A 22,843-nucleotide genomic window follows, 5' to 3' on the forward strand; every position below is an offset into this window, starting at 1 on the left:
ACATACTACATGCAGCGTGACGGGATTGTGAAGCCCGTTGAGCGACTTATTCAGGCGCAAGCAATGCGGCGCCGGGGTGGCAAAAGCGCTCAAAACGCCGCGATTTGGGGAGAGCACGCGGCGGGCGGAACCGGCTTTGTCCGCGGGGGCGCGGCGTGCCGTAGCAGCTACTCCCGTACCCGCTCCAGCTTCTGCAAGCATCGCGTTGCGCGCACCACGGCCGGCATTTCCGCGTCCGGAAAGCTCGTCTTCCAGTCGGTGACGCCGACCTCCCCGACATAGATGTCGCCCTGCGAATCCAGCGCGATGCCGTGCGGCGCCAGGAATTTGCCGCTGGCGACGCCCGGCCCCGCCTCGCCGCCGAGCCGTGCGATACGGTTGCCCCTGGCGTCCACGATCGACAGCCGCGGGCCGAGATTGGGCACCTTGCGGTTGACGGCTAAGCCGGGGCCGAGCTCGCCGATCACGAAGGTCGGGCTCTGCGCCCCGCCGCAGCAGCATAGCGCGCAGGGACGGTGGAGGTTGTTCCACTGCGTCTCGTACTTGCCCTCGCCATCGAACACCTGGACGCGGTGGTTCTCGCGGTCGGCGACGTAGACCCAGCCGTCGGCATCGGTGGCGATATTGTGCACGATGTTGAATTGGCCGGGATCGGTGCCAGGCTCGCCCCAGCTCTTGATGAGCTTGCCGTCCGGCGTGAACTTGTGCACGCGAGCATTGCCATAGCCGTCGGAGACGTAGATCTCGCCCTTCGGCGACAGCGCGGTGTGCGTGCAGCGGTGGAACGGCTCGCCGCTCATGAACGGCGACGGCTTCTCGGGAATGCCGATCGTCAGCAGCACCTTGCCGTCGGTGGTGCATTTGCGCACGGTGTGGTCGCCGTCATCGGTGCAATAGAGATTGTCGTCGGCATCGATGTGGAGGCCGTGCGCGCGCGAGAACAGGCCTTCGCCAAAGCTGCGGAGGAAATTGCCCTCGCGGTCCAACACCACCATCGGATGGGCGCCGCGATTGAAGACGTAGATCTGGTCGCGGCTGTCGACCGCGACCGAGGCGACGTCGGTGAGCTGCCAGCCGTCCGGGAGCTTTGCGAAGTTTTCGACGACGCGATAGCGGTGCTCGCCGCTGCCGAGAATGGCTGGCATGGGTGGTCTCTCCTTCTGTCATTCCGGGGCACGCGTAGCGTGAGCCCGGAATCCATTGTGCGGCGCATTTCGTGGTTGGAGGGATTCCGGGCTCGCGCTACGCGCGCCCCGGAATGACCACTAGGTTTACGTCCGTCCCAAAATCCCTTCCTCGATCGCCTTGATCTGGAGCGCCAGATATTTCGAGTTGATCCGGCACTGCGCCAGGCTGCCGGCGATGAACCAGAGACCGGCCTGCCTGGTGCGCGCATACATGTTGCGCAGCTCAAGACCGTCGCCAAAGCCCCAGATCGGGCCGACGCGGTCGGCCACGGCATCGCCGAACAGCTTTCGCACCAGATAGTCCTGCGATTTGTAGCCGGTGGAGAGCACGATGAGATCGGCCGCAATGGTCGAGCCGTCCTTCATCCGGGCGCCTTCGGCGACGAAGCTCTCGATGTCGGCGAACTGCCTGAGCTTGACCTTGCCCTCGACGATCAGGTTGGAGCAGCCGACGTTGAAATAATAGCCGCCGCCGCGGGTGAGGTATTTGAATTGCCAGCCGGTGCCGGCCTCGCCGAAGTCGAGCTTGAAGCCGACGCGGGCAAGGCCGTCGAGCAGCTCCTTGTCGAGCTGCTTCGACTGCTCGGTCAGCATGACATGCGTCTTCTTCGCGAGCGGCGTCGGCATCGAGGCCGCGATCAGGTCGTTGTCCTCGAGCGTGCCTTCATTGTAGATCGCATAAGCGAGCTGTGCCGACGGCTCGATATTGGTGACCAGTGTGGGCGAGCGCTGCACCAGCGTCACCTCGGCGCCGCTGGAATACAGATCCTGCGCGATGTCGTGACCGCTGTTGCCGGTGCCGATGACGATCGCGCGCTTGCCGGTCCAGGTCTCGCCGTCCTGGTAATTGCTGGAATGCACCAGCGTCCCCCTGAAATTGGCGAGGCTCGGAATGTCCGGAATGTTGGCGATCCCGCTGACGCCGGTTGCCATGACGACATGGCGCGGATGCATGGTCCGCTCGCTGCCGTCGGCGCGCCGCAGTGTCACCGCCCAGCATCGCTTCGTCTCGTCATAGGAGCCACCTTCGAACGCGGTGCCGGTCCAGAAATTCAGCTCCATCGCATCGACGTAAGCCTCGAACCAGTTGGCGAGCTTGTCCTTGGGAATATAGGTCGGCCAGCTCGGCGGAAACGGCATGTAGGGCAGATGATTGACCTGCACCTGGTTGTGCAGCGTCAGCGCATGATAGCGCTTGCGCCAATTGTCGCCGATCCGCATTTCGCGGTCGACGATCAGCGTGTCGACCTGCAACTGCTTCAATCGCGCTGCGACCGCAAGTCCGGCCTGGCCGCCGCCGACCACCAGCACGGCCGGATCGCGGTCGGCATAGTCGCGCGAGGCGTTGCGCAAATCGAGCCAGTTCGGTCCGCGGAAATCGCGCGAATAGGCCTGGCCGCGCGGGCGCGAGGTGCCGAGCTGCTCCTCGAATCCCTTGAGCTCGTCGAGCGCGGTCAGCAGCGTCCAGGCCTTCAGACCGTCGTCGTCGGTGCCCTCGGGTGCGAGCCGGACGATACCGCTGCCGCGCCCGATTGCCGTTTCGAAATCGAAGATCGCCTCAACGCAGTTGCAGCCGGCGCGCGTGACCCAGCGCGGCGGTGCGCGGTTGGGCGCGATCTTGAAACTGGCCGGTGCCGCCTTGGGCGCGAGTGCGGCCAGCGCATGGGCAATCGTGTCGCGGCCGGCGAGCGTTTGCAGGTTCCAGCTCAGCGCCAGCACGTCGCGCCAGAAGCTGTCGGCGAGGAAGAGATGGTCCAGCGCGGCGGGCTCGGGCTTGCTCAGCGTTTGCTCGAACGCGTCGAGCCAGCCTTGCGCGGATGCGGCAATATCCTTGGTCCTGTCCAGCATGCGCGACCTCGTGGCCGTCTTCGCGGCGTTTCCTCTGGTCGAAGCTATACGGTTTTGCAGGCCGCCAAAAGCCGGTGACCCGCGCAATGCCGGCATATGGCACTGCTATGTGCAGGAGATGCTTCAGGGAGGCTCCGGCGACGGGTGGCTAAGGCCCGCCCGCCCTCCGATCCGCCCAATAGGGATCGCGCAGCTTGCGCTTGAAGATCTTTCCGGTCGCCTCGCGGGGCAGCGCATCCAGGAACTGAACCTCCTTCGGCACCTTGAAGTTGGCCAGCCGGTCGCGCAGCCAGGCTTGCACTGCACCGGCGGAGAGCTCCGCGCCGGTGTCGGGCTCAATGCAGGCGCATAACCGCTCGCCATATTCGGCGTCGGGGATGCCGAAGACGGCGCAATCGCGCACGCCCGGCATTCCGATCAGCACGTTCTCGATTTCGGCGGGATAGATGTTGACGCCGCCCGAGATCACCATGTCGCGCTTGCGGTCGCACAAAAACAGATAGCCGTCCTCGTCGAGATAGCCGACGTCCCCGACGCTGACGAGGCCGTCGCGCCCGGCCTCCGCCCGGGCCTGCGCCTTGCCGTGATAGTCGAAGTCGGGCACCGCGGTCTGGCGCATGTAGATCTCGCCGACCTCGCCGACGCCGCAGAGACCGCCGTCGTCGCGGAAGATCTTGACGATGCCGCCTTCGATGGCGCGGCCGACCGTGCCGGGCTTCTTCAGGGCTTCCTCTGCGGAGTGCCACACCGGGATCCCGGTCTCGGTCGAGCCGAAATATTCGTTGATGACCGGTCCCCACCACTCGATCATGGCCCGCTTGACTTCGGGCGGGCAGGGCGCGGCGCCGTGCACGACGAAACGCAGTGACGAGAGGTCGTAGCGATCTCTTATCGTCTCGGGCAGCCGCAGCAGCCGGACGAACATGGTCGGGACCATGTGGATGTGGGTGACGCGGTGACGCTCGATCAGCGCAAGCAGCTCCTCCGCGTCGAACCGCGCCTGGAGCACGATGGTGCAGCCGCAGCGGAAGGCCAGCATGCCGTAGGAGTGCGGCGCCGAGTGATACATCGGGCCGTTGATCAGCACGACCTGATTGTCGCGCGGCTTGATGCCATAGGCGATGGCGCCGACGCGCTCGGAGGCCGCCGCCTGCTCGGGTCGCATCGGCATCCGTCGCACGCCCTTCGGCAGGCCGGTGGTTCCCGACGTGTAGATCATCGCCGCGGCCCGGCGCGGCGGCTCCCGCGATTCCGGATGGCCGTCGCGCCAGCGGTCCCAATCCGTCAGTCCCGAGGGGACCTCAGTCAGCTCAGGGGGAATTGCGAAGGTCGCCGCGAGCTCGGGCGGCGTCCGGACCACGAAGAGACGGACGTCCTCCGGCACGCCGGAGCGGATCTGCGGCAGCAGGTCGGCATGGCAAACCAGGATCTTCGCGCCGCTGTCGGTCAGGATATAGCGGACCTCTTCCGCCTTGAGATGCCAGTTGATCGGCACCACCGGACTGCCCAGAGCGGCGGAGGCCGCGACCACCTCGAACAGCGCGAAATCGTTGCGCAGCATCATGGCGACCGGGGCGCCCTCGACGAGACCGAGCTCGCGAAGCCCGCTCGCCGCACGCCTGATGCGCGCCTGGATCTCGTCATGGCCGATTCGGCGTTCGCCGCTGATGATCATGGCGTGTCCCTTTCGCTCGTGTCTAGCGATCGTCCAGCACGTCGCCGAACCCGACCCAGCTCTTGCCGTTGAAGCGGCGGAGCTGCAGCTGCTGGAACGGAAGATAGTCGTCGGAGCCGGTGGTGACCGACACGCCCGGCAGCAGCAGCGGTAGCTTGACGTCCTTCAGCGATGCGGCCTGGCGCATGATGTTGTCGCGGCTGACATCGTCCTTGCACGCCTTGAGGACCGTCATCAGCAGCGTCGCGTAATGGTAGCCGGCCGCGTAGTTGGAATTGGAGAGGTCTGCGGTCGGCATGTATTGCTTCATGAAGGCGAAGTATTCCTTCACGCCGGGATCGCCGGCCCATTGCGGGTCCATCGTGTCCTTCTGGTTGCTCGACGAGATCAGGCCGACCGCATTGTCCAGTCCGGCGGGCTCCAGGAACGAGATCGACGAAGCCGACGTCGGCACGAAGAACAGATCGGGCTTCCAGCCGATCTCGGCCACGCCCTTGATCATCTGCGAGGTGAACTTGCCGAGCACGACGCCGAACAGCACGTCGGCACCCGATGCCTTCAGGGTCGAGAGCTGCGAGCTGATCGTCGGCGCGCTGGTCTCGTAGGTCTGCTCCGCGACGATCATGCCCGCGGCCTTGTCGCCGAGCGCGCGCTTGAAGCCGGCGACATAGTCGCGGCCGAAATCATCGTTCTGGGACAGGATGGCGATCTTGGCGCCGGGCTTGGTCCGCAGCACGTGCTTGGCATAGACCACGCCCTCGGACTCGTAGGCGGCCATGCCGGGCATGGTCCACGGATATTTCTGCGGATCGGCCCATTTCGTCGCGCCTGAGAGCACGAACAGCTGCGGCACCTTCTTGCCGTTGAGGTAGCGCTGCACGGCGCTGTTGGTGGCGGTGCCGAGCGAGCCGAACATCATCAGCACCTCGTCCTGCTCCACCAACTTGCGGGTCTGCTCGACCGTCTTCGGCGGCGAGTAGGCGTCATCGAGCGTGATGAACCTGACCTTGCGGCCGTTGATGCCGCCTTCGGCATTCACCTTCTCGAAGAACGCCTCCTGCGTCCGTCCGATCGCCCCGAAGCCGGACGCCGGACCGCTATAGGGCAGGGTCTGCCCGATCCGGATCTCATCGCTGCCTTCGGCCTGGGCGCTGTCGGTGGCGAGCGCCAGCAAGGATAGGCCGATCAGTGCGGCTGCCAGCTTCATGGTGTCCTCCCGTTTTTCGTTGTCAGTCCAATCTCGTCGTCGGACCGCGTCGTCAGGCGCTCGCGCGCATCAGGAAATCCTGCCGGGCCTGATCGAATTCTCCCTTCATCCGGTCCACGAGCTCGGCGACCGGCGGCGCATCCAGGATCTGGCCGATGCCCTGGCCCGATCCCCAGATGTCGCGCCACGCCTTCGACTTCATGTTGCCGCCGGAGCCGAAATTCATCTTCGACTTGTCGGCGACCGGGAGATTGTCCGGATCGAGACCTGCGGCGGCGATCGAAGGGCCGAGATAATTGCCGTGCACCCCGGTGAACAGGTTGGTGTAGACGATGTCGTGCGCGGCATGCTGCGTCAGCGCGGATTTGTAGGCCTCGTCGGCATTGGCTTCCTTCGTGGCGATGAAGCGCGTGCCCATATAAGCGAGGTCGGCGCCCAGCGTCAGCGCCGAGGCGATGCCGAAGCCGTCGCTGATCGCGCCCGACAGCAGGATCGCGCCGCCGAACCATTGCTTGACCTCGCGCACTAGCGCGAAGGGCGACAGCGTGCCGGCATGTCCGCCGGCGCCGGCGCAGACCAGGATCAGGCCGTCGACACCCTGCTCGGCGGCCTTGCGCGCGTGCTTGACGTTGATGACGTCGTGGAACACCAGCCCGCCATAGGAATGCGCGGCCTCGACGATCTCGGCCGGCGGCCGCAGCGAGGTGATGATGATGGGCGCCTTGTGCTTGACGCAGGTCTCCATGTCCTTCATCAGCCGGTCATTGGAGGCATGGCAGATCTGGTTGACGGCGTAGGGCGCGACCTTCTTGCCGGGATTGCGCGATTTGTATTCGCCGAGCTCGTCCTCGATCCGGCTCAGCCATTCGTCGAGCTTCTCGACCGGACGGGCGTTGAGTGCGGGAAACGAGCCGACGACGCCCGCTTTGCACTGCGCGATCACCAGCTCCGGGCCGGAAACGATGAAGAGGGGTGAGCCGACGACGGGCAGCTCCAGGGAATTCCTGAGCAAGGCGGGCAGTGCCATCCGATCCTCCTGACAACGCGCATCGGCGGCCTGCCGGCCGATGATCGAGCGCTTCCATGTCGATTGTCGCGCCGGCGGGTGTCCGCCTGCGGTTTGATCTCACTATAGGGTTGGACGGCGGCCGGGGTATCGTTCAATATTGAACATGTAGCTCTTCAGCTTTGAACGAGGACGCCGGTGGATTGGGATCTCTGCAAGACCTTCGTCGCGGTCGCCGATAGCGGCAGCTTCACCGCGGCGGCGCGGCGGCTGCACAGCAGCCATCCGACCGTGAGCCGCAAGATCACGGCGCTGGAAGCCCAGCTCGGCACCAAACTGTTCGCGCGCGCCGCCGACGGCTTCGTGCTCACCGCCGACGGCCGCACTTTGCGCGAGCATGCCGAGGCGATGGCCTCCGCCGCGCTGCGGGCCGAGGCCGCCGTTGGCGCCGGCGGGCGCAAGGCGCGCGGCACGGTCAAGCTGTCGATCGGGGCAACACTGGCCTCGCATTGGCTGATGCCGCGGCTGCGATCCTTCCTCGATGCGCACCATCACATCCGGCTCGAGATCATCACGCATCCGTTTCCGGCCAGCGTGTGGCGCCGCGAAGCCGACGTGGTGCTGCGTCCGGTCGACAGCGGCGAGGAGAACCTGGTCGGCCGCAAGATCGGCCGTCTCGGCACCGGCTTCTATGCCTCGCGCGACTATGCGGCGGGCCGGTCCTTGCCGGAACGCAGCGGCGAGTGGAAGGGCCATAGCATCATCGGCTTTGCAGATCAGGACTCCAACGCGCAACTGGCGCGGTGGAGCGATGCGATCACGCGCCAGGGCACAATGGTGATGCGCTGCTCGTCGCAGGGCGACATGCTGGCGGCGGTGCGCGCGGGGATCGGAATCTCCGCGTTGTCCTGCTTCGTCGCGGAGAGCTATCCGGACCTCGTGCGCGTCGCGCCGCAAAAGCTCGTCAGCGTCGCCGATCTCTGGCTGCTCGCCCACCCCGATCTGGTCGAACTGTCCGCGGTGCGGGCCGTGGTCGACTTCGTGGCCGAATGCGCCCGCGCCGATCGCGAGCGGCTGCGGGGCTAAAGCATGATCCGGAAAAGTGCGCAGCGGTTTTCCGAAGAGATCATGCTTGAACAACAAGCTAAAGCGCGATGACGTTCCATCCTAATCGCATCGCGCTTTAGTTTGAGCCCGCGAGCACGCCCTCGCGCTTCTTCACGGCGCGATAATAGCTCCACCACAAATGCGCGGCGGCGCCGCGAAAGGGACGCCAGGGTTCGGCGAGCGGCGCCATCTGCTTTTCCGTCGGCCGCGCCTTCAGGCCGAGGCCGATCCTGATGCCCTCCTGCACGGCGAGGTCGCCGGCCGGCCAGGCATCGCCATGACCGAGGCAGAACAGCAGATAGACGTCCGCGGTCCAGGGCCCGATGCCGGGCAGCGCGATCAGCGTGTGATGCGCGGCATCGGCGTCTTCCTCGGCCAGCACGTCGAGGTTCAGCCGCTGGGCGCCGATCTCGCGCGCAAGATGCTTCAGCGTCTTGATCTTGGCGGCCGAGAGGCCGAGCCGTCCCAGCCGGTCGGCGCGGGCGCGGCGCACCGCATCATGGTCGAACGGATCGAAGGCCGCCGCCAGCCGACCCCAGATCGCCGCGGCGCTCGCGGTCGAGAGCTGCTGCCCGCAGACGATATGGGCAAGCCCCGCAAAACCCGGCTCCCGCCGCCGCAACGCCGGCATGCCCGCGATCTCGAGCACCGGTTTCAGACGCGGATCGCGCTTGATCAGCGCGTCGACGGCCTCTTCGAGATCGGACTGGGATTCGAGATGGATGGTCATGACATCACCGGCTCGCCGCGATGCGGGTTGGGCGTCCTGTGGACGGCTTGGGACGATAAGATTAAGACCATACTATCGAAATCCCGGAAGCGTTCGATGACTTTGAGAAGTATTCCTGTCGAGATGGACGGCGAGAAAGTCGGCTTGATCGATGCCATGCTGGACCGCGTCGTCGACGAGCACCGCGTCTTCCTGCCGCTGGCCATCGAGAGCGGAAGTCGGGCCTGGGGTTTCGCGTCTCCTGACAGCGACTACGACTGTCGTTTCGTCTATGTGCGTCGTGCGGTCGATCACATTACGCCGTGGGTCAGCCGTGACGTCATCGAGCTGCCGTTTGAGGGGGATCTCGACGCGAACGGTTGGGATTTGCGCAAGGCGCTGCAGCTTCTGTTGAAGGGCAATGCGGTGATCGTGGAATGGCTGTGCTCGCCCGTCGTTTACAGGGGGCAGGCATGGTTTCGCGACGAATTTCTGGCGTTTGCCCGAGAGGCGGCAAGTCGTGAGGCCATCTGCCGCCATTATCTTCATCTCGGTGAGCGGCAGCGACGGGTCTATTTCGGCGACGGGACAAGCGTTGCGCAAAAGAAAATCTTCTATGCACTTCGACCGGCCGCCGCGTTGCGATGGCTGCGCCTGCATCCGACCGAAGCCGTGGCGCCGATGCATTTTCCCACCCTCATGGAGGAGTGCGACCCGCCGGGAGAACTGAAGTTGGAGGTCATCGATCTCATGGCCCGAAAGGCGATCACACACGAACTCGGTTCGGCGCCTCTGCCGCGAACCGTGTCCAGCTTCCTCGATACGGAGTTCGAGCTTGCCCGTGGTCTCTTCGAAGGAAGTGGAGCAAGCGCATCGGAAGAGATGATCATTCGGGCACAACAGTTTTACCGCGGCGTGGTGGAGCGCCTCGAACGCGAAAGCGGTGCTGTTCTTCCGTTCCGGCTCGCCTGATGCCACCCGTTTTCCGATTCGCCCCGAGCCCCAACGGCTTCCTGCATCTCGGCCACGCTTTTTCCGCGCTGCTGAATTTCGAGCGCGCCCGCAAGACCGGCGGGCGGCTGCTGTTGCGGATCGAGGACATCGACGCGACGCGCTGCCGGCCGGAATACGAGGCGGCGACCTACGAGGATCTTGCCTGGCTCGGAATTGACTGGGAGACGCCGGTGCGGCGGCAGTCGGAGCATCTCGCCGATTATCGTGCCGCGCTGGACAGGCTGTCGGCGCTTGGTCTCGTCTATCCCGCCTTCGAGAGCCGGGCAGAGATCGCAAGGCTCGTTGCCGTGCGCGAGGCGAATGGGCCATGGCCGCGCGATCCCGATGGCGCGCCGCTTTATCCCGGCGAGGCGAAGTCGCTCCCAGCGCCCGAGCGTGACCGTCTCCTCGCATCGGGCAGGCCTTACGCGCTGCGGCTCGACATGATTGCGGCCTGCCGGCACGTCACCGGCCTGACCTGGAATGAGCTGGGCGAGGGGCCTGATGGCGAGCGCGGCACCGTCCCGGCGCGACCGCAGGCCTGGGGCGACGTGATCCTGGCCCGCAAGGAGACGCCGACCAGCTATCATCTGTCCGTCGTCGTCGACGACGCGATCCAGGGCGTCAGCGAGATCGTGCGCGGCCAGGATTTGTTTCATGCGACGGCGGTCCATCGCCTGCTCCAGGTCCTGCTCGGCCTGCCCGAACCCGCCTACCGCCATCACCGGCTGATTTGCGACGATGAGGGGCGCAAGCTGTCGAAATCGAGCCGCTCGACCGGTTTGCGCGCCTTGCGTGCGGCCGGCATCACGCCTGCCCGCATCCGCCAGCTGGTGGGATTAGGTTAAGTTTCTCTGGGGGTTAGCGAAACGTCGCCGTGACTCCGGGTGTTTCGCCGTGCCATGCTCGGCAAACAGCCCGGGGGCTCGAAGGGGATACTTCGAAGGGGATTCATGGCGGCGAAGAAGCGCCCAGCGCGCACCACGAAGACGTCCAGCCGACCGCCTCGGAAGCGGTCCGGGGCGACTGGGCAGGTGCGCAAGCGCAGTCCCAAGACGGTCGCGCCTGATGTGGTCCAGGCGGCGCTCGCCGCCTTTGCCCATGAGGTTCGCACCCCCCTGACCGGCATTCTGGCGATCAGCGACCTGCTCGCGACCTCCGATCTCGGCGAACGGGAGCGGCGCTGGGCCGACACCATCAAGGCCGGTGCCGAGCATCTGGCGAGCCTTGCCACGCTGTTCGTGGATGCCGCCAGAAGCGGCAAGGGGACCGGGAAGGGCGGCAGCACGCTGCGGCAGGATCTGTTCGATCTGCGCACGCTTGCCCGCAGCGCCGGCGATTCGCTTGCGGGGCGCGCCGCGGCCAAGGGTCTCCAGGCCCAGGTCGAGATCTCCGACAAGCTCCCCGGCCTCGTGGTCGGCGATTCCGTCCGCCTGCGCGCGGCGCTCGAGAACCTGATCGACAATGCCGTGAAATTCACGGACCAGGGCGGCGTGGCGCTCGCGGTCGCTCCCACCAAGGGCAAAGAGAAGGGTAGAGCCAAAGGCAAAGACAGGGTCGGCGTTGCCTTCGCGGTGTCCGACAGCGGCATCGGCCTCACCATGGGCGAGATCAAGCGGCTGTTCCGCCCGTTCACCCAGGCCAACGTCACCATCGCCTCGCGCTTCGGCGGCGCTGGCCTCGGCCTCTCCTCGGTCAAGCAATTGGCGCGGGCGATGGGCGGCGACATCACCGTCGCACCGCGGCGCGGCGGCGGCGCCACCTTCACCCTGACGGTATCGCTGGATGCCACCGGACCGGGCAAATCCAGCAAGGCGAAGGACGAAGCCGGGACTGATGCGGTCGCGGCGCTGCGCGTCCTCAGCGTCGAGGACAATCCGTTCGGCCGTGTCGTGCTCAACACGATCTTGACCGAGCTCGGCCATCATGCCGAGTTCATCGGGCGCGGCGAGGACGCGGTCGGCCGGCTGGCGCAAGGCGGGTTCGATGCGGTGCTGATGGACATGGTGCTGCCAGGCATCGACGGCGTCGAGGCCATCAGGCGGATCCGCACCATGGACGCGCCGTTGGCTCAGATCCCGATCATCGGCGTGTCCGGCCGCGGCGAGGACGAAGCGGCCTCGCGCGAGGCCGGCGCAGACGCCTTCCTGGTCAAGCCCGTGTCTCCGCGTGCTTTAGCGACTGCGCTGCTTGAAGCGACACGCCGTGAGGAAGCCGCGACTTGATGATCGCGGCGTTGAGCTCGCCGCCGTAAACGAAGATCGCGGCGATGAAGTACAGAAACACAAGCGCGATGATCACCGAGGCGAGGCCCGCATACATCGTCACGTAGTTGTTGGCGAAGCGGGCCAGATATTGGCCGAACACGATGCTCGAGATCAGCGACGCCACAATGGTGAAGACGATGCCGGGCAATATCTGCAGGAAGCTGCGCCGTCCCGCCGGCAGCCAGGCGTGCAGGATGATTAGAGCCACCACCAGCGCGCCGATGGAGATGCCGTAGCGCACCCAGGTGAGGATGCTTTCGTTGGATTCGACGAACAGCGGAATGTGGCGCCGCGCCGCCTCGATGATGAGCGGGCCGAGCACGATCAGGAACGCCATGGCGAGGGCAGTGAAGGCCGCGATGATCGTATAGGCGATCGATTCCAGCCGGAGCCAGTACCAGCTCCGCATCTCGACCACCGCATAGGCGCGGTTGAGTGCGATCCGCAGCGCCTCGACACCGTTGGAGGCGAAATAGAGCGACAGCGCCGCGCCGATGGTCAGCAGTCCGGTCCGGGTCGTGGTGAGCACGTCGTGGACCTCGCCCGAGATCGAATCGGCGACCTGCTTGGGCCAGACCTGAAGCATCAGGCTGGCGGCCTGGTCGGCAAGTTCCTTGGAGCCGAAGAAGCCCGCGAGCGAGGTCAGCACGATCAGGAACGGGAACAGCGCCATCAGCGTCGACAGCGCGATGTGGCTCGCGATCGCCCAGCCGTCATCGGCAAGGAACGTGTAGAAGGCATCCATCACCACGACGTAGATGTAGCGGATCGATTTCACTGTATGCCCTGTACTGCTCCCGCGCCCCGCAGGCGGGGAGAGGGGAAGACGGCCGATGCCGGATGCAAATCGGAAATCATTCAGCCAGCTTCTGACATTATTGGCTTAAAAGCCAGATCGCGAAGCGCCGCGCCTCGCTTCGCTCGGCCCCGGCGCATCGCCCCGGAATGACGAAACTGAGGAGATGGCGGACCGGCGCGCACGGTGTTATCACCCCTCAATGGCATCCCTCTTGACGACTTTCATCCTGCCGGCGGCGGCCGGCGCCGTGGCCCTGGTGCTGCTGCTCGGGCTGATCAACATGATGCGCGGCGGCTCGCCCAACACCTCGCAGAAGCTGATGCGCTGGCGCGTGCTGCTTCAGTTCGTGGCGATCATCATTGCGATGCTCGCGGTCTGGGCGATGGGGCGCTGAAAATGGTCGTATTGAATCGCATCTACACGAAAACCGGTGACGACGGCACGACCGCGCTCGGAACCGGCGAGCGACGTCCGAAATACGATCTGCGCATCGAGGCCTACGGCACCGTCGACGAGACCAACGCTGCGATCGGCGTGGTCAGGCTCCACACGCAAGACCTGCCAGAGCTCGACGCGATGCTCGGCCGCATCCAGAACGATCTGTTCGACCTCGGCGCCGATCTCGCGGTGCCCGAGCGTGAAGGCAAGGCGGAGCGGCTGCGGGTGGTGGCGAGCCAGGTCGAGCGGCTCGAGCGCGACATCGACGCGCTCAACGACAAGCTTGCCCCGCTCACCTCGTTCGTGCTTCCCGGCGGCACGCCGGCCGCGGCCCATCTCCACGTGGCGCGCACGATATGCCGCAGGGCGGAACGGGTCATCGTGGAACTGGCGGCCCGGCCTGGCGAGCCGGTCAGCGCGGCTGGCATCCAATATATGAACCGACTCTCGGACTTCCTGTTCGTGGCCAGCCGCGCCGCCAACGGCAATGGTGCCGGTGACGTGCTTTGGGTTCCAGGTCAGAACCGTTGACCATCACGCCTCCCGCATTTCGGGAAGCCAAATTTAGGCTCGTTGGCGCGTTGACCGGGGCAGATCAGGCCTTTAGGTTCCGCGCCAGTTGATAACCCCCTTCCCAAATTGAGTGAAAGAGGATCGATGAAGGTCTTAGTGCCGGTAAAGCGGGTGGTCGATTACAACGTCAAGGTCCGCGTCAAGGGCGATGGATCGGGCGTTGAACTCGCCAACGTCAAGATGTCGATGAACCCGTTCGACGAAATCGCGGTCGAGGAAGCGCTGCGCCTGAAGGAAGCCGGCAAGGCGACCGAAGTCGTGGTGGTCTCCATTGGGCCGGCGCAGGCGTCGGAGACGATCCGCACGGGTCTTGCCATGGGCGCCGATCGCGGCATCCTGGTGAAAGCGGAAGGCGCAGTCGAGCCGCTCGCGGTCGCCAAGATCCTGAAGAAAATCGCGGAGGAAGAGCAGCCGGGCCTGATCATTCTCGGCAAGCAGGCGATCGACGACGATTCCAATCAGACCGGCCAGATGCTGGCTGCGCTGCTCGGCTGGTCGCAGGCGACGTTCGCTTCCAAGCTCGAGGTCGAAGGCTCTGACTTCAAGGTCACCCGCGAAGTCGATGGCGGATTGCAGACCGTGAAGTTGAAGGGACCGGCGATCGTCACCACGGATCTCCGTCTCAACGAGCCGCGCTACGCCTCGCTGCCCAACATCATGAAGGCGAAGAAGAAGCCGATCGCGGAGAAGACCGTCGCCGATTACGGCGTCGACGTCGCCGCGCGTCTCGAGGTTCTCAAGACGACCGAGCCGGCGGGCCGCAAGGCAGGCGTCAAGGTCAAGGACGTCGCCGAGCTGGTGTCGAAACTCAAGAACGAAGCCGGGGTGCTCTGATGACGACGCTTCTGATTGCCGAACACGACAATGCGTCGCTCAAGGATGCGACCAACAAGGCCCTGACCGCGGCTGCCGCGCTCGGCGCGGATGTCGAGGTTCTCGTTGCCGGCCAGAACGCCAAGGCCGCAGCCGATGCCGCCGCCAAGCTCGCCGGTGTGACGAAGGTGCGGCTCGCCGACGGCGACCTCTATGCGCACGATCTTGCCGAGCCGCTGGCCGCGCTGATCGTCTCGCTGGCGCCCGGCTATGACGCCATCGTCGCGCCCGCGACCTCGCGCTTCAAGAACGTGATGCCGCGGGTCGCCGCCCTGCTCGACGTCATGCAGGTCTCGGAGATCATCAAGGTCGTCGCCCCTGATACGTTCGAGCGCCCGATCTATGCCGGCAACGCGATCCAGACGGTGAAGTCCAAGGACGCCAAGAAGGTCATCACGGTGCGGACCTCGACCTTCGCTGCTGCGGGCGAGGGCGGCAGCGCGCCGGTCGAGGCCGTTCAGGCGGCGGCCGATCCGGGTCTGTCGACCTTCGTCGGCGAGGAGGTCGCCAAGAGCGACCGTCCCGAGCTGACCTCGGCCAAGATCATCGTCTCCGGCGGCCGCGCCATGCAGAGCCGCGAGAACTTTGCCAAGTACATCGAGCCGCTCGCCGACAAACTGGGCGCCGGTGTCGGTGCCTCACGCGCGGCGGTCGACGCCGGCTATGCGCCGAACGACTGGCAGGTCGGCCAGACCGGCAAGGTGGTGGCGCCCGAGCTCTATGTCGCCATCGGCATTTCCGGCGCGATCCAGCATCTGGCCGGCATGAAGGACTCCAAGGTGATCGTCGCGATCAACAAGGACGAGGACGCGCCGATCTTCCAGGTTGCCGATTACGGCCTGGTCGCCGATCTCTACCAGGCGGTTCCGGAGCTGACGGCCGAACTCGGCAAGCTCGGCAAGTAAAAGACGTCGAAAACACCGGCCGGAGGTATAAACTCCGGCCGGTGTTGCTTTTTTGAGCCGTTTTCTTGGCGTGGGGCACGCCTTCGACGCGATCAAATCTAGGTTTCGAGCCAAGGTTCTGATTAAATCGGACCTCCCGGCTCAAGGGGTAGTGGCAGGGCGCGCTCGTCGCGCGCCGTTCCGGTGGATGGCAATATGGCGGCAGTGATCAAGAAGGTCGGTGTGATCGGCGCGGGTCAGATGGGCAACGGCATCGCGCATGTCGCGGCGCTCGCCGGCTTCGACGTGGTGCTCAACGACATCTCGGCCGATCGCCTCAAGTCGGGCATGGCCACCATCAACGGCAATCTGGCGCGCCAGGTCTCCAAGAAGGCTGTTACCGAGGACGACAAGGCCAAGGCCATGGCGCGCATCACGCCGGCCGAAAAGCTCGACGACCTCGCCGATTGCGACCTCGTGATCGAGACCGCGGTCGAGAAGGAAGAGGTCAAGCGCAAGATCTTCCACGAGCTCTGCGCCGTGCTGAAGCCGGAGGCGATCGTCGCCTCCGATACGTCCTCGATCTCCATCACGCGGCTCGCCGCCGCCACCGACCGGCCCGAGCGCTTCATCGGCATTCACTTCATGAATCCGGTTCCGCTGATGGAGCTGGTGGAGCTGATCCGCGGCATCGCCACCGACGATGCGACCTTCGAGGCGTCCAAGGAATTCGTCGCCAAGCTCGGCAAGCAGGTCGCGGTCTCCGAGGATTTCCCGGCCTTCATCGTCAACCGCATCCTGTTGCCGATGATCAACGAGGCGATCTACACGCTGTATGAGGGCGTCGGCAATGTCGAGGCGATCGACGCGGCGATGAAGCTCGGGGCGCACCATCCGATGGGCCCGCTCGAGCTCGCCGATTTCATCGGCCTCGATACCTGCCTCTCGATCATGCAGGTGCTGCACGAGGGCCTCGCCGATTCCAAATACCGCCCGTGCCCGCTGCTGGTGAAATACGTCGAGGCCGGCTGGCTCGGCCGCAAGACCCAGCGCGGCTTCTACGATTACCGCGGCGCCAAACCGGTTCCGACGCGGTAGGACGGCGGCGCCGTTGGGTGGATTGGTGCCGTAGGGTGGGCAAAGGCGCATTTGCGCCGTGCCCACCATCTCACCATTGCAGCCAAAAATGCGTGGGCACGCTTCCGCCGTCGCTCTTCGAGCTATGGCGGACAAGTCGCTTTGCCCACCCTACGGCACCTCGGCCGTGGCTCCCTGTGTGACATTTCATGTCGCGTTAACCTCTCCCGCCTAGGTTACGGCCGGTACGAGGGTTCGCGTAATGGATATGATGGCAATGGTCAGCACCATGCTGGCCGCTCAGCAAGGCGCGCTGCAGTCGAATATCGCGGCGACGCTGACCAAGCAGAACGCGGATATGGAGAAATCCACCGTCCTGACGCTGCTCGGCGCCGGCCAGCCCTCGCTCGCCAATGTCGGCCCGGGCGTCGGCGGCAATCTCAACGTCACCGCCTGAAAATATCTAGAGCCCTGCGGCGGCCTTGCCCGTTGCCGCCCGGATCAGCTTGAGCGCGTCCTCGCTCGCCCATTCCGCCGGCCCCGCGATCGCCGCAATCTCACAGCCGTGCGGATCGACCAGCACCGAGGTCGGCATGCCCAGGGCCCGGCCGATGGCCTTAAGATCCTGAAAAACCTTGGCTTTCTGATCGCTGAAGTAGCTCAGCCTGACAAGATTGGCCTCTTTCAGGAAGTTTTTCGGCTTCTCGGGGTCGCGGGTGTCGATATTGATCGCCACCACTTCGAAATTCGGGCCCGACAGCTTGCCCTGGAGCTCGTCCAGCGCCGGCATCTCCTTCCGGCACGGCACGCACCAGGTCGCCCAGAGGTTCACCAGCAGCGTCTTGCCGCGGAAATCGGACAGCTTCTTCGGCTTGCCGTCGGCATCCTCGAAAGCGAGGTCGGGCAGCTTGAGCGGGGCGCTCGCCATGGTCAGCGCCGCCACCTCGCCATGCGCGAGCGGGGCGATTTTTTGCGCCGTGGCCACCGCCGGCCGACACGTCGAATCGCCTGAGGGCGACCGGCCGAGGCCCAGCCCGTACAGCGCGGCAAAGCCGGCCAGGCCGCCGATCGCCACGATGGCGATCACGAGGGGGACCCGGCGCGTGGCGGAGGGCTTCTGGTCGAGCATATCGTTTGTCATCCGGTCGCAGATATGGCTATCAGGGGCCTCTTAATACGGCTGGCGGCGGCCAGCAAACGCGCGGCAAATCAAGGCGTGAGCAGGGGATCATGAGCAACAAGATGTGGGGCGGCCGGTTTTCGGAACGTCCCGATGAGATCATGGAGGAGATCAACGTCTCTATCGACGTCGATCGTCACCTCTTCGCCCAGGACATTGCCGCGTCCAAGGCCCACGCTGCGATGCTCGCCAGCCAAGGCATCATCACGGGATCTGATGCGAAAAATATCGCCAAGGGTCTAGACACGATTTTGTCAGAGATCGGCAAGGGCGGCTTCGAGTTCAAGCGCGCGCTCGAGGACATCCATATGAATGTCGAGAGCCGCCTGTCCGAGCTGATCGGCCCCGCCGCCGGCCGCCTGCACACCGCGCGCTCGCGCAACGACCAGGTCGCGACCGACTTTCGGCTCTATGTCCGTGACATCGTCGATGAGCTGGATGCGGGGCTCGCGGCGTTCCAGCAGGCGCTGGTCGAGCGTGCACTGGAGCACGCTGCAACCGTGATGCCCGGCTTCACGCATCTGCAGACCGCACAGCCGGTGACGTTCGGCCATCATCTGCTCGCCTATGTCGAGATGGCCGCGCGCGATCGCGGCCGGTTCCAGGACGCGCGCAAGCGGCTGAACGAATCCCCGCTCGGCGCCGCCGCGCTGGCCGGCACCTCGTTCCCGATCGACCGCCACGCCACCGCGAAGGCGCTTCTGTTCGATCGTCCGATGGCGAACTCGCTCGATGCCGTCTCCGACCGCGACTTCGTGCTGGAGACGCTGTCGGCGGCCTCGATCTGCGCGGTGCACATGTCGCGCTTTGCCGAGGAGATCGTGATCTGGACCTCGCCGCTGGTCGGCATGATTCGGCTCAGCGACAAGTTCACCACCGGCTCCTCGATCATGCCGCAGAAGCGCAATCCGGATGCCGCCGAGCTGGTGCGCGCCAAGACCGGCCGCGTCATCGGCGCACTCAACGGCCTGTTGATCGTGATGAAGGGCCTGCCGCTCGCCTATCAAAAGGACATGCAGGAGGACAAGCAGGGCGCCATGGAGGGATTTGCCGCGCTGTCGCTCGCGATCCGCGCCATGACCGGCATGGTCCGCGACCTTGTCCCCGACGAAGCCAGGATGAAGACCGCTGCGGGCGAGGGCTATGCCACCGCGACCGATCTCGCCGACTGGCTGGTGCGGACGCTGAAGATGCCGTTCCGCGAGGCCCATCATGTCACCGGCCGCATCGTCGCCAAGGCGGCCGAGGGCGGCGTGGCGCTGCACGAGCTGCCGCTCGAGGAGATGCAGGCGATCGAGCCCAAAATCACCAAGGACGTGTTCGGCGTGCTCTCGGTCGAATCGTCGGTGAAGAGCCGCACCAGCTTCGGCGGCACCGCGCCGAAGAACGTGGCGTCCCAGGCCAAGGCGTGGGCGAAGCGGCTGGAAAAGGAGCGAAAATTGGGCTGAGGGTAAAATTTCGGAGATGTTTCATGGTCATCCGGCTCTCGCCAGAGTGCGCCAATCTCTGTATGGTGCGGCCCGCGTAGTGGGGATTTCGTCGTGACGTCAAAGTTTCGCCCGGCCGGTTCGGGGTGGGCCATCATTGTCTTGAGCCTGACGGCGCTTGCGCTTGCCGGCTGCGGCCGCAAGGGTCCGCTCGATCTGCCGCCGACCGCCAATGCGTCCACGGCCAACGGTGCCGCGCCTGTCGATACCGAGACCGAAGCCCAGAGGACGCCGAGCGTGTTCAACCCCACCTATGGTGCGGATGCCGCGCCCGCGGCGGCCAAGGGCCGGAAGAAATCGTTTATTCTCGACCCGCTCCTGGACGAACCTCCCGCCAAGAAATAAGCCGGGACAACCGAGCCTAAGCCATGAACCATTTCGACTACCGCAACGGCGTGCTGCACGCCGAGGCGGTGAACCTGTCCGAGCTGGCCGCGACCGTCGGCACGCCGTTCTATTGCTATTCGACCGCAACCCTGGAGCGGCACTATCGCGTCTTCACCGATGCCTTCGCCGGCGAGAAGGTGCTGGTCTGCTACGCCATGAAGGCGAACTCCAACCAGTCGGTGCTGCGCACGCTGGCCAAGCTGGGCGCCGGCGCCGACGTGGTCTCGGGCGGCGAGTTGAAGCGCGCGCTGGCCGCCGGCATTCCGCCGAACAAGATCCTGTTCTCCGGTGTCGGCAAGACCGAGACGGAGCTCCGCGCCGCGCTCGCCGCCGACATCCTCTGCCTCAACGTCGAATCCGAGCCCGAGCTGGAGCTGCTGTCGCGCTTGGCGACCGAGATGGGCAAGACCGCGCGCATCTCGCTCCGCGTCAACCCCGATGTCGATGCCGGCACCCACGCCAAGATCTCCACCGGCAAGTCCGAGAACAAGTTCGGCATCCCGATCGTGCATGCCCGCGAGGTCTACGCCCGCGCCGCCAAGCTGCCCGGCATCGAGGTGACCGGCACCGACGTGCATATCGGCAGCCAGATCACCGAACTCTCCGGCATGGAGACCGCGTTCCGCATCCTCTCCGAATTCGTGCAGACGCTGCGCGCCGACGGCCACAACATCTCCCATGTCGATTTCGGCGGCGGCCTCGGCATTCCCTATGACATGAACCGTGAGGCGCCGCCGGAGCCGGCGGCCTATGCCGCCATGGTCAAGCGCGTCAGCCACAATCTCGGCTGCACGCTGATGTTCGAGCCGGGCCGCATGATCGTCGGCAATGCCGGCATCCTGGTCGCCAAGGTGATCTATGTGAAGCACGGCGACGGCAAGAATTTCGTCATCATCGACGCTGCGATGAACGACCTCATTCGCCCGACGCTGTACGAGGCGCATCACGACATCCTGCCGGTGAAGCAGCCCGCCAGCGGCGCCGCCACCATCATGGCCGATGTCGTCGGCCCGGTCTGCGAGACCGGCGACTACCTCGCGCTCGACCGCACGCTGCCGACGCCCGCGCCCGGCGATCTCCTCGCCATCATGACCGCCGGTGCCTATGGCGCGGTGCAGGCGGGCACCTACAACACCCGGCCGCTGGTGCCCGAGGTGTTGGTGAAGGACGATCAGTACGCCGTGGTGCGCCCGCGCATCGAGGTCGAGCAGTTGATCGCGATGGACACGCCGGCGCCGTGGCTGTGATTGTATCGTAGTCTGATCGTGAGATGCGACGCTAGCTGAACAAATTCGGTGTCGTCCCCGCGAAAGCGGCGAAAGCGGGGACCCATAACCACAGGGCGGAGTTGTTCGGCTAAGCTGTAACTCCGAATCCTCGCCAAACCTTGTCCTGTGATTATTATGGGTCCAGGATCTGCGCTTCGCTTGTCTGGGACGACAGCGGAGAATGTCGCGCTACTTCCCCGCCAATCCTCCCTTGCCACCAACGATAACCCCCGCCTTCTTCTCGATCGGCTTGATCGCGGCGGTGAAATCGGACTCGGCGCCTTCCGCGGCTATCACGGTCTCCCACAACCGCCCGACCGCGTCGGCGACCTCCATCGACAGGCCGAGCTGCTTCATCTCCTCCAGCGCCAGCCGCACGTCCTTCACCATTAGTCCCGTGGCGAAGCCGAAATCGAAGCTGCGCGGCAGCACCGAGCGCGGAAACTTGTCGCGGCTCGCCGTGTTCATGCCCGAGCCGGCATTGATGACGTCGATCATCACGGCGGGGTCGAGCCCGGCCTTGACGCCCATCACCACGGCCTCCGACGTCGCCACGATCGCGGTGGCCGACAGGAAATTGTTGGCGAGCTTCATGGTCTGTGCCGACCCGGGCTTCTCGCCGATGAAGAACACTTTTCCGATCACGTCGAGGACGGGCTTGAGCAGATCGAACTCCGTCTTCGGGCCGGAGACCATGACCGCCAGCGTGCCCTTCTCGGCGCCGCCGACGCCGCCGGAGACGGGGCAGTCGATCTGCACGATGTCGCGTTTGGCGAGGAGGCCGTGAATTTTCGCGGCCATCGCCGAGCCGACGGTGGAGAGGTCGATGAAGCGTTTTGCCCGGCTGCCCTCGATCACGCCGTTGGCCCCGGTTGCAACCTCGAGCGAAGCCTGCAGCGAGGGCAGGCTTGCCATCACCGTCTCGACCTGGTCGGCGACGTCCTTCGGCGATGTCGCGGCCGTCGCGCCGAGCGCCACGAGCTTGCCTGTGACCTCGTTGCGCGTGTCGAACACGACGAGCCTGTGCCCCGCCTCGATCAGCCGCCGCGCCATCGGCAATCCCATGTTTCCGAGGCCGATGAATCCGATGTCCATGGTGTTTCCTTGTTTCTTTCTTTTTCGTTGTCGGGAAAGTGCTTGCTCCATCCCCGCTGTCGTCCCGGACAAGCGCGCCCTCAGCGCGCGCAGATCCGGGACCCATAATCCGAGGGAGGAGTCGTTCCGCGAAAGCGGTCACTCCGAGTCCCCGTAACCACATCTCCCTGTTGTTATGGATCCCGGGTTCGCGCTCCGCGCGCCTCGGGACGACAGCGGAGATTGGCGCTGCATCTCACGCCTTGCCGTCGATCTCCGCGAACACCTCGCGCGCGATGCGGAAGCTGTCGACCGCGGCGGGCATGCCGCCATAGATCGCGACCTGCATCAGGATCTCGCGGATTTCGTCGCGGGTGACGCCGTTGGTCAGCGCGCCCTTCAGATGTGCGCGGAATTCGTGCTGGCGGTTGAGGATCGCAATCATGGCGATGTTGAGCATGCTGCGGGTCTTGCGCGGCAGTTCCTCGCGGCCCCACACCGTGCCCCAGCAATATTCGTTCAGCATCTCCTGGAACGGACGGTTGAAGTCGTCGACGTTCTTCAGGGCGTTGTTGACATAGGCCTCGCCCAGCACCGCTTTGCGGACTTCCAGGCCCTTGTCGTGCATCTTCTTGTCCATGGCGTTCCCTTGCTTCCCTGCGTTTCCCGGTGGTGGCGCGCGGAAATTACGGGGTTGGGCCGGGCCAGTCACGTCCTCGTGTTATGCGGGAAAAGGGGTATCTCCCGTACCGGAACGGATGCCTCAGTGCTGCCGTTGTGATAGGCTCCTCTCTACCGGGCAAC

The 22,843-nt window shown here is 65.2% G+C and carries 23 protein-coding genes; 13 read left to right on the forward strand and 10 right to left on the reverse strand.

Annotation, left to right across the window (positions count from 1 at the left end):
• Positions 1-167: 167 nt before the first annotated feature.
• The 5 genes from E4K64_RS28705 to E4K64_RS28725 all read right to left on the reverse strand — a co-directional run bounded on the left by E4K64_RS28705 (position 168) and on the right by E4K64_RS28725 (position 6,944).
• Positions 168-1,145: a peptidyl-alpha-hydroxyglycine alpha-amidating lyase family protein gene (locus E4K64_RS28705; RefSeq protein ID WP_135166478.1), complete on the reverse strand. Its 978-nt coding sequence runs from the start codon at positions 1,143-1,145 to the stop codon at positions 168-170.
• Between the two features lie 126 nt (positions 1,146-1,271).
• Positions 1,272-3,035 carry a flavin-containing monooxygenase gene (locus E4K64_RS28710; RefSeq protein WP_135166479.1) on the reverse strand — a complete coding sequence of 588 codons (1,764 nt, stop codon included), beginning with the start codon at positions 3,033-3,035 and terminating at the stop codon, positions 1,272-1,274.
• Positions 3,036-3,183: 148 nt separating this feature from the next.
• Positions 3,184-4,740: an acyl-CoA synthetase gene (locus E4K64_RS28715; RefSeq protein ID WP_283812339.1), complete on the reverse strand. Its 1,557-nt coding sequence runs from the start codon at positions 4,738-4,740 to the stop codon at positions 3,184-3,186.
• Positions 4,733-5,917 carry an ABC transporter substrate-binding protein gene (locus E4K64_RS28720; RefSeq protein WP_135166481.1) on the reverse strand — a complete coding sequence of 395 codons (1,185 nt, stop codon included), beginning with the start codon at positions 5,915-5,917 and terminating at the stop codon, positions 4,733-4,735. Before E4K64_RS28720 ends, E4K64_RS28715 begins: the two co-directional genes overlap by 8 nt.
• Positions 5,918-5,969: 52 nt before the next feature.
• Positions 5,970-6,944, reverse strand: coding sequence for an NAD(P)H-dependent flavin oxidoreductase (locus E4K64_RS28725; protein ID WP_126259361.1), 975 nt, complete (start codon positions 6,942-6,944; stop codon positions 5,970-5,972).
• A 177-nt stretch (positions 6,945-7,121) separates the two neighbouring features.
• Here E4K64_RS28725 and E4K64_RS28730 point away from each other — a divergent pair, with 177 nt between their 5' ends.
• Positions 7,122-8,009, forward strand: coding sequence for a LysR family transcriptional regulator (locus E4K64_RS28730; RefSeq protein WP_135166482.1), 888 nt, complete (start codon positions 7,122-7,124; stop codon positions 8,007-8,009).
• 97 nt (positions 8,010-8,106) lie between these two features.
• Here E4K64_RS28730 and E4K64_RS28735 read toward each other — a convergent pair whose 3' ends face one another.
• Positions 8,107-8,760, reverse strand: coding sequence for a DNA-3-methyladenine glycosylase family protein (locus tag E4K64_RS28735; protein ID WP_135166483.1), 654 nt, complete (start codon positions 8,758-8,760; stop codon positions 8,107-8,109).
• Positions 8,761-8,856: 96 nt separating this feature from the next.
• On the opposite strand from E4K64_RS28735, the gene E4K64_RS28740 reads away from it, so the two are divergent.
• From E4K64_RS28740 to E4K64_RS28750, 3 genes are all read left to right on the forward strand, one after another.
• Entirely contained in the window at positions 8,857-9,711 is an 855-nt protein-coding gene (locus E4K64_RS28740) for a nucleotidyltransferase domain-containing protein (RefSeq protein WP_135166484.1), read from the forward strand.
• Positions 9,711-10,580: a tRNA glutamyl-Q(34) synthetase GluQRS gene (gluQRS, locus tag E4K64_RS28745; RefSeq protein WP_209311997.1), complete on the forward strand. Its 870-nt coding sequence runs from the start codon at positions 9,711-9,713 to the stop codon at positions 10,578-10,580. Before E4K64_RS28740 ends, gluQRS begins: the two co-directional genes overlap by 1 nt.
• A gap of 105 nt (positions 10,581-10,685) precedes the next feature.
• Positions 10,686-11,957 (forward strand): ATP-binding protein, encoded by a 1,272-nt coding sequence (locus E4K64_RS28750; protein WP_135166485.1) that lies wholly within the window; start codon positions 10,686-10,688, stop codon positions 11,955-11,957.
• Here E4K64_RS28750 and E4K64_RS28755 read toward each other — a convergent pair.
• A complete protein-coding gene (locus tag E4K64_RS28755; RefSeq protein ID WP_135166486.1) occupies positions 11,884-12,777 on the reverse strand; it encodes a YihY/virulence factor BrkB family protein in 894 nt (297 codons plus the stop codon). The two genes, E4K64_RS28750 and E4K64_RS28755, sit on opposite strands and share 74 nt — an antisense overlap.
• Positions 12,778-12,997: 220 nt before the next feature.
• Here E4K64_RS28755 and E4K64_RS28760 point away from each other — a divergent pair, with 220 nt between their 5' ends.
• The 6 genes from E4K64_RS28760 (at position 12,998) to E4K64_RS28785 (ending at position 17,100) form a co-directional block, all read left to right on the forward strand.
• The gene (locus E4K64_RS28760; protein WP_028134126.1) at positions 12,998-13,192 is read left to right on the forward strand and encodes a twin transmembrane helix small protein; all 195 of its coding nucleotides are present in this window, start codon (positions 12,998-13,000) and stop codon (positions 13,190-13,192) included.
• 2 nt (positions 13,193-13,194) lie between these two features.
• Positions 13,195-13,767: a cob(I)yrinic acid a,c-diamide adenosyltransferase gene (locus E4K64_RS28765; RefSeq protein WP_135166487.1), complete on the forward strand. Its 573-nt coding sequence runs from the start codon at positions 13,195-13,197 to the stop codon at positions 13,765-13,767.
• Positions 13,768-13,893: 126 nt separating this feature from the next.
• A complete protein-coding gene (locus E4K64_RS28770; protein ID WP_135166488.1) occupies positions 13,894-14,643 on the forward strand; it encodes an electron transfer flavoprotein subunit beta/FixA family protein in 750 nt (249 codons plus the stop codon).
• Positions 14,643-15,587, forward strand: coding sequence for an electron transfer flavoprotein subunit alpha/FixB family protein (locus tag E4K64_RS28775; protein ID WP_135166489.1), 945 nt, complete (start codon positions 14,643-14,645; stop codon positions 15,585-15,587). The genes E4K64_RS28770 and E4K64_RS28775 overlap by 1 nt, the downstream gene beginning before the upstream one ends.
• A 195-nt stretch (positions 15,588-15,782) precedes the next feature.
• Positions 15,783-16,664 carry a 3-hydroxybutyryl-CoA dehydrogenase gene (locus E4K64_RS28780; RefSeq protein WP_126259370.1) on the forward strand — a complete coding sequence of 294 codons (882 nt, stop codon included), beginning with the start codon at positions 15,783-15,785 and terminating at the stop codon, positions 16,662-16,664.
• 241 nt (positions 16,665-16,905) lie between these two features.
• Entirely contained in the window at positions 16,906-17,100 is a 195-nt protein-coding gene (locus tag E4K64_RS28785; RefSeq protein WP_008543352.1) for a hypothetical protein, read from the forward strand.
• A 6-nt stretch (positions 17,101-17,106) separates the two neighbouring features.
• Here the strand turns inward: E4K64_RS28785 and tlpA are convergent, their stop codons facing one another.
• The gene (tlpA, locus tag E4K64_RS28790; protein WP_135166490.1) at positions 17,107-17,772 is read right to left on the reverse strand and encodes a thiol:disulfide interchange protein TlpA; all 666 of its coding nucleotides are present in this window, start codon (positions 17,770-17,772) and stop codon (positions 17,107-17,109) included.
• Between the two features lie 101 nt (positions 17,773-17,873).
• Here tlpA and argH point away from each other — a divergent pair, with 101 nt between their 5' ends.
• From argH to lysA, 3 genes are all read left to right on the forward strand, one after another.
• Positions 17,874-19,271 (forward strand): argininosuccinate lyase, encoded by a 1,398-nt coding sequence (gene argH, locus E4K64_RS28795; RefSeq protein WP_135166491.1) that lies wholly within the window; start codon positions 17,874-17,876, stop codon positions 19,269-19,271.
• 93 nt (positions 19,272-19,364) lie between these two features.
• Positions 19,365-19,655 carry an LPS translocon maturation chaperone LptM gene (lptM, locus tag E4K64_RS28800; RefSeq protein WP_135166492.1) on the forward strand — a complete coding sequence of 97 codons (291 nt, stop codon included), beginning with the start codon at positions 19,365-19,367 and terminating at the stop codon, positions 19,653-19,655.
• Positions 19,656-19,678: 23 nt separating this feature from the next.
• Complete coding sequence (gene lysA / locus E4K64_RS28805) at positions 19,679-20,944, forward strand: diaminopimelate decarboxylase (RefSeq protein WP_135166493.1); 1,266 nt, start codon at positions 19,679-19,681, stop codon at positions 20,942-20,944.
• Between the two features lie 210 nt (positions 20,945-21,154).
• Here the strand turns inward: lysA and E4K64_RS28810 are convergent, their stop codons facing one another.
• Positions 21,155-22,060, reverse strand: coding sequence for an NAD(P)-dependent oxidoreductase (locus E4K64_RS28810; protein WP_135166494.1), 906 nt, complete (start codon positions 22,058-22,060; stop codon positions 21,155-21,157).
• Positions 22,061-22,295: 235 nt separating this feature from the next.
• On the reverse strand, positions 22,296-22,679 hold the full coding sequence (locus E4K64_RS28815) for a carboxymuconolactone decarboxylase family protein (protein ID WP_008567285.1): 384 nt from the start codon (positions 22,677-22,679) through the stop codon (positions 22,296-22,298).
• Positions 22,680-22,843: the final 164 nt, after the last annotated feature.

This window comes from Bradyrhizobium frederickii, assembly GCF_004570865.1.
In the GTDB taxonomy this organism is placed as follows: Bacteria; Pseudomonadota; Alphaproteobacteria; order Rhizobiales; family Xanthobacteraceae; genus Bradyrhizobium; species Bradyrhizobium frederickii.

Coding starts and splice junctions, on each gene's coding strand:
- E4K64_RS28705 (WP_135166478.1), bottom strand. CDS start 1,145: ATGCCAGCCATTCTCGGCAGCGGCGAGCACCGCTATCGCGTCGTCGAA.
- E4K64_RS28710 (WP_135166479.1), bottom strand. CDS start 3,035: ATGCTGGACAGGACCAAGGATATTGCCGCATCCGCGCAAGGCTGGCTC.
- E4K64_RS28720 (WP_135166481.1), bottom strand. CDS start 5,917: ATGAAGCTGGCAGCCGCACTGATCGGCCTATCCTTGCTGGCGCTCGCC.
- E4K64_RS28725 (WP_126259361.1), bottom strand. CDS start 6,944: ATGGCACTGCCCGCCTTGCTCAGGAATTCCCTGGAGCTGCCCGTCGTC.
- E4K64_RS28735 (WP_135166483.1), bottom strand. CDS start 8,760: ATGACCATCCATCTCGAATCCCAGTCCGATCTCGAAGAGGCCGTCGAC.
- E4K64_RS28740 (WP_135166484.1), top strand. CDS start 8,857: ATGACTTTGAGAAGTATTCCTGTCGAGATGGACGGCGAGAAAGTCGGC.
- gluQRS (WP_209311997.1), top strand. CDS start 9,711: ATGCCACCCGTTTTCCGATTCGCCCCGAGCCCCAACGGCTTCCTGCAT.
- E4K64_RS28750 (WP_135166485.1), top strand. CDS start 10,686: ATGGCGGCGAAGAAGCGCCCAGCGCGCACCACGAAGACGTCCAGCCGA.
- E4K64_RS28760 (WP_028134126.1), top strand. CDS start 12,998: ATGGCATCCCTCTTGACGACTTTCATCCTGCCGGCGGCGGCCGGCGCC.
- E4K64_RS28765 (WP_135166487.1), top strand. CDS start 13,195: ATGGTCGTATTGAATCGCATCTACACGAAAACCGGTGACGACGGCACG.
- E4K64_RS28770 (WP_135166488.1), top strand. CDS start 13,894: ATGAAGGTCTTAGTGCCGGTAAAGCGGGTGGTCGATTACAACGTCAAG.
- E4K64_RS28775 (WP_135166489.1), top strand. CDS start 14,643: ATGACGACGCTTCTGATTGCCGAACACGACAATGCGTCGCTCAAGGAT.
- E4K64_RS28780 (WP_126259370.1), top strand. CDS start 15,783: ATGGCGGCAGTGATCAAGAAGGTCGGTGTGATCGGCGCGGGTCAGATG.
- E4K64_RS28785 (WP_008543352.1), top strand. CDS start 16,906: ATGGATATGATGGCAATGGTCAGCACCATGCTGGCCGCTCAGCAAGGC.
- tlpA (WP_135166490.1), bottom strand. CDS start 17,772: ATGCTCGACCAGAAGCCCTCCGCCACGCGCCGGGTCCCCCTCGTGATC.
- argH (WP_135166491.1), top strand. CDS start 17,874: ATGAGCAACAAGATGTGGGGCGGCCGGTTTTCGGAACGTCCCGATGAG.
- lysA (WP_135166493.1), top strand. CDS start 19,679: ATGAACCATTTCGACTACCGCAACGGCGTGCTGCACGCCGAGGCGGTG.
- E4K64_RS28810 (WP_135166494.1), bottom strand. CDS start 22,060: ATGGACATCGGATTCATCGGCCTCGGAAACATGGGATTGCCGATGGCG.
- E4K64_RS28815 (WP_008567285.1), bottom strand. CDS start 22,679: ATGGACAAGAAGATGCACGACAAGGGCCTGGAAGTCCGCAAAGCGGTG.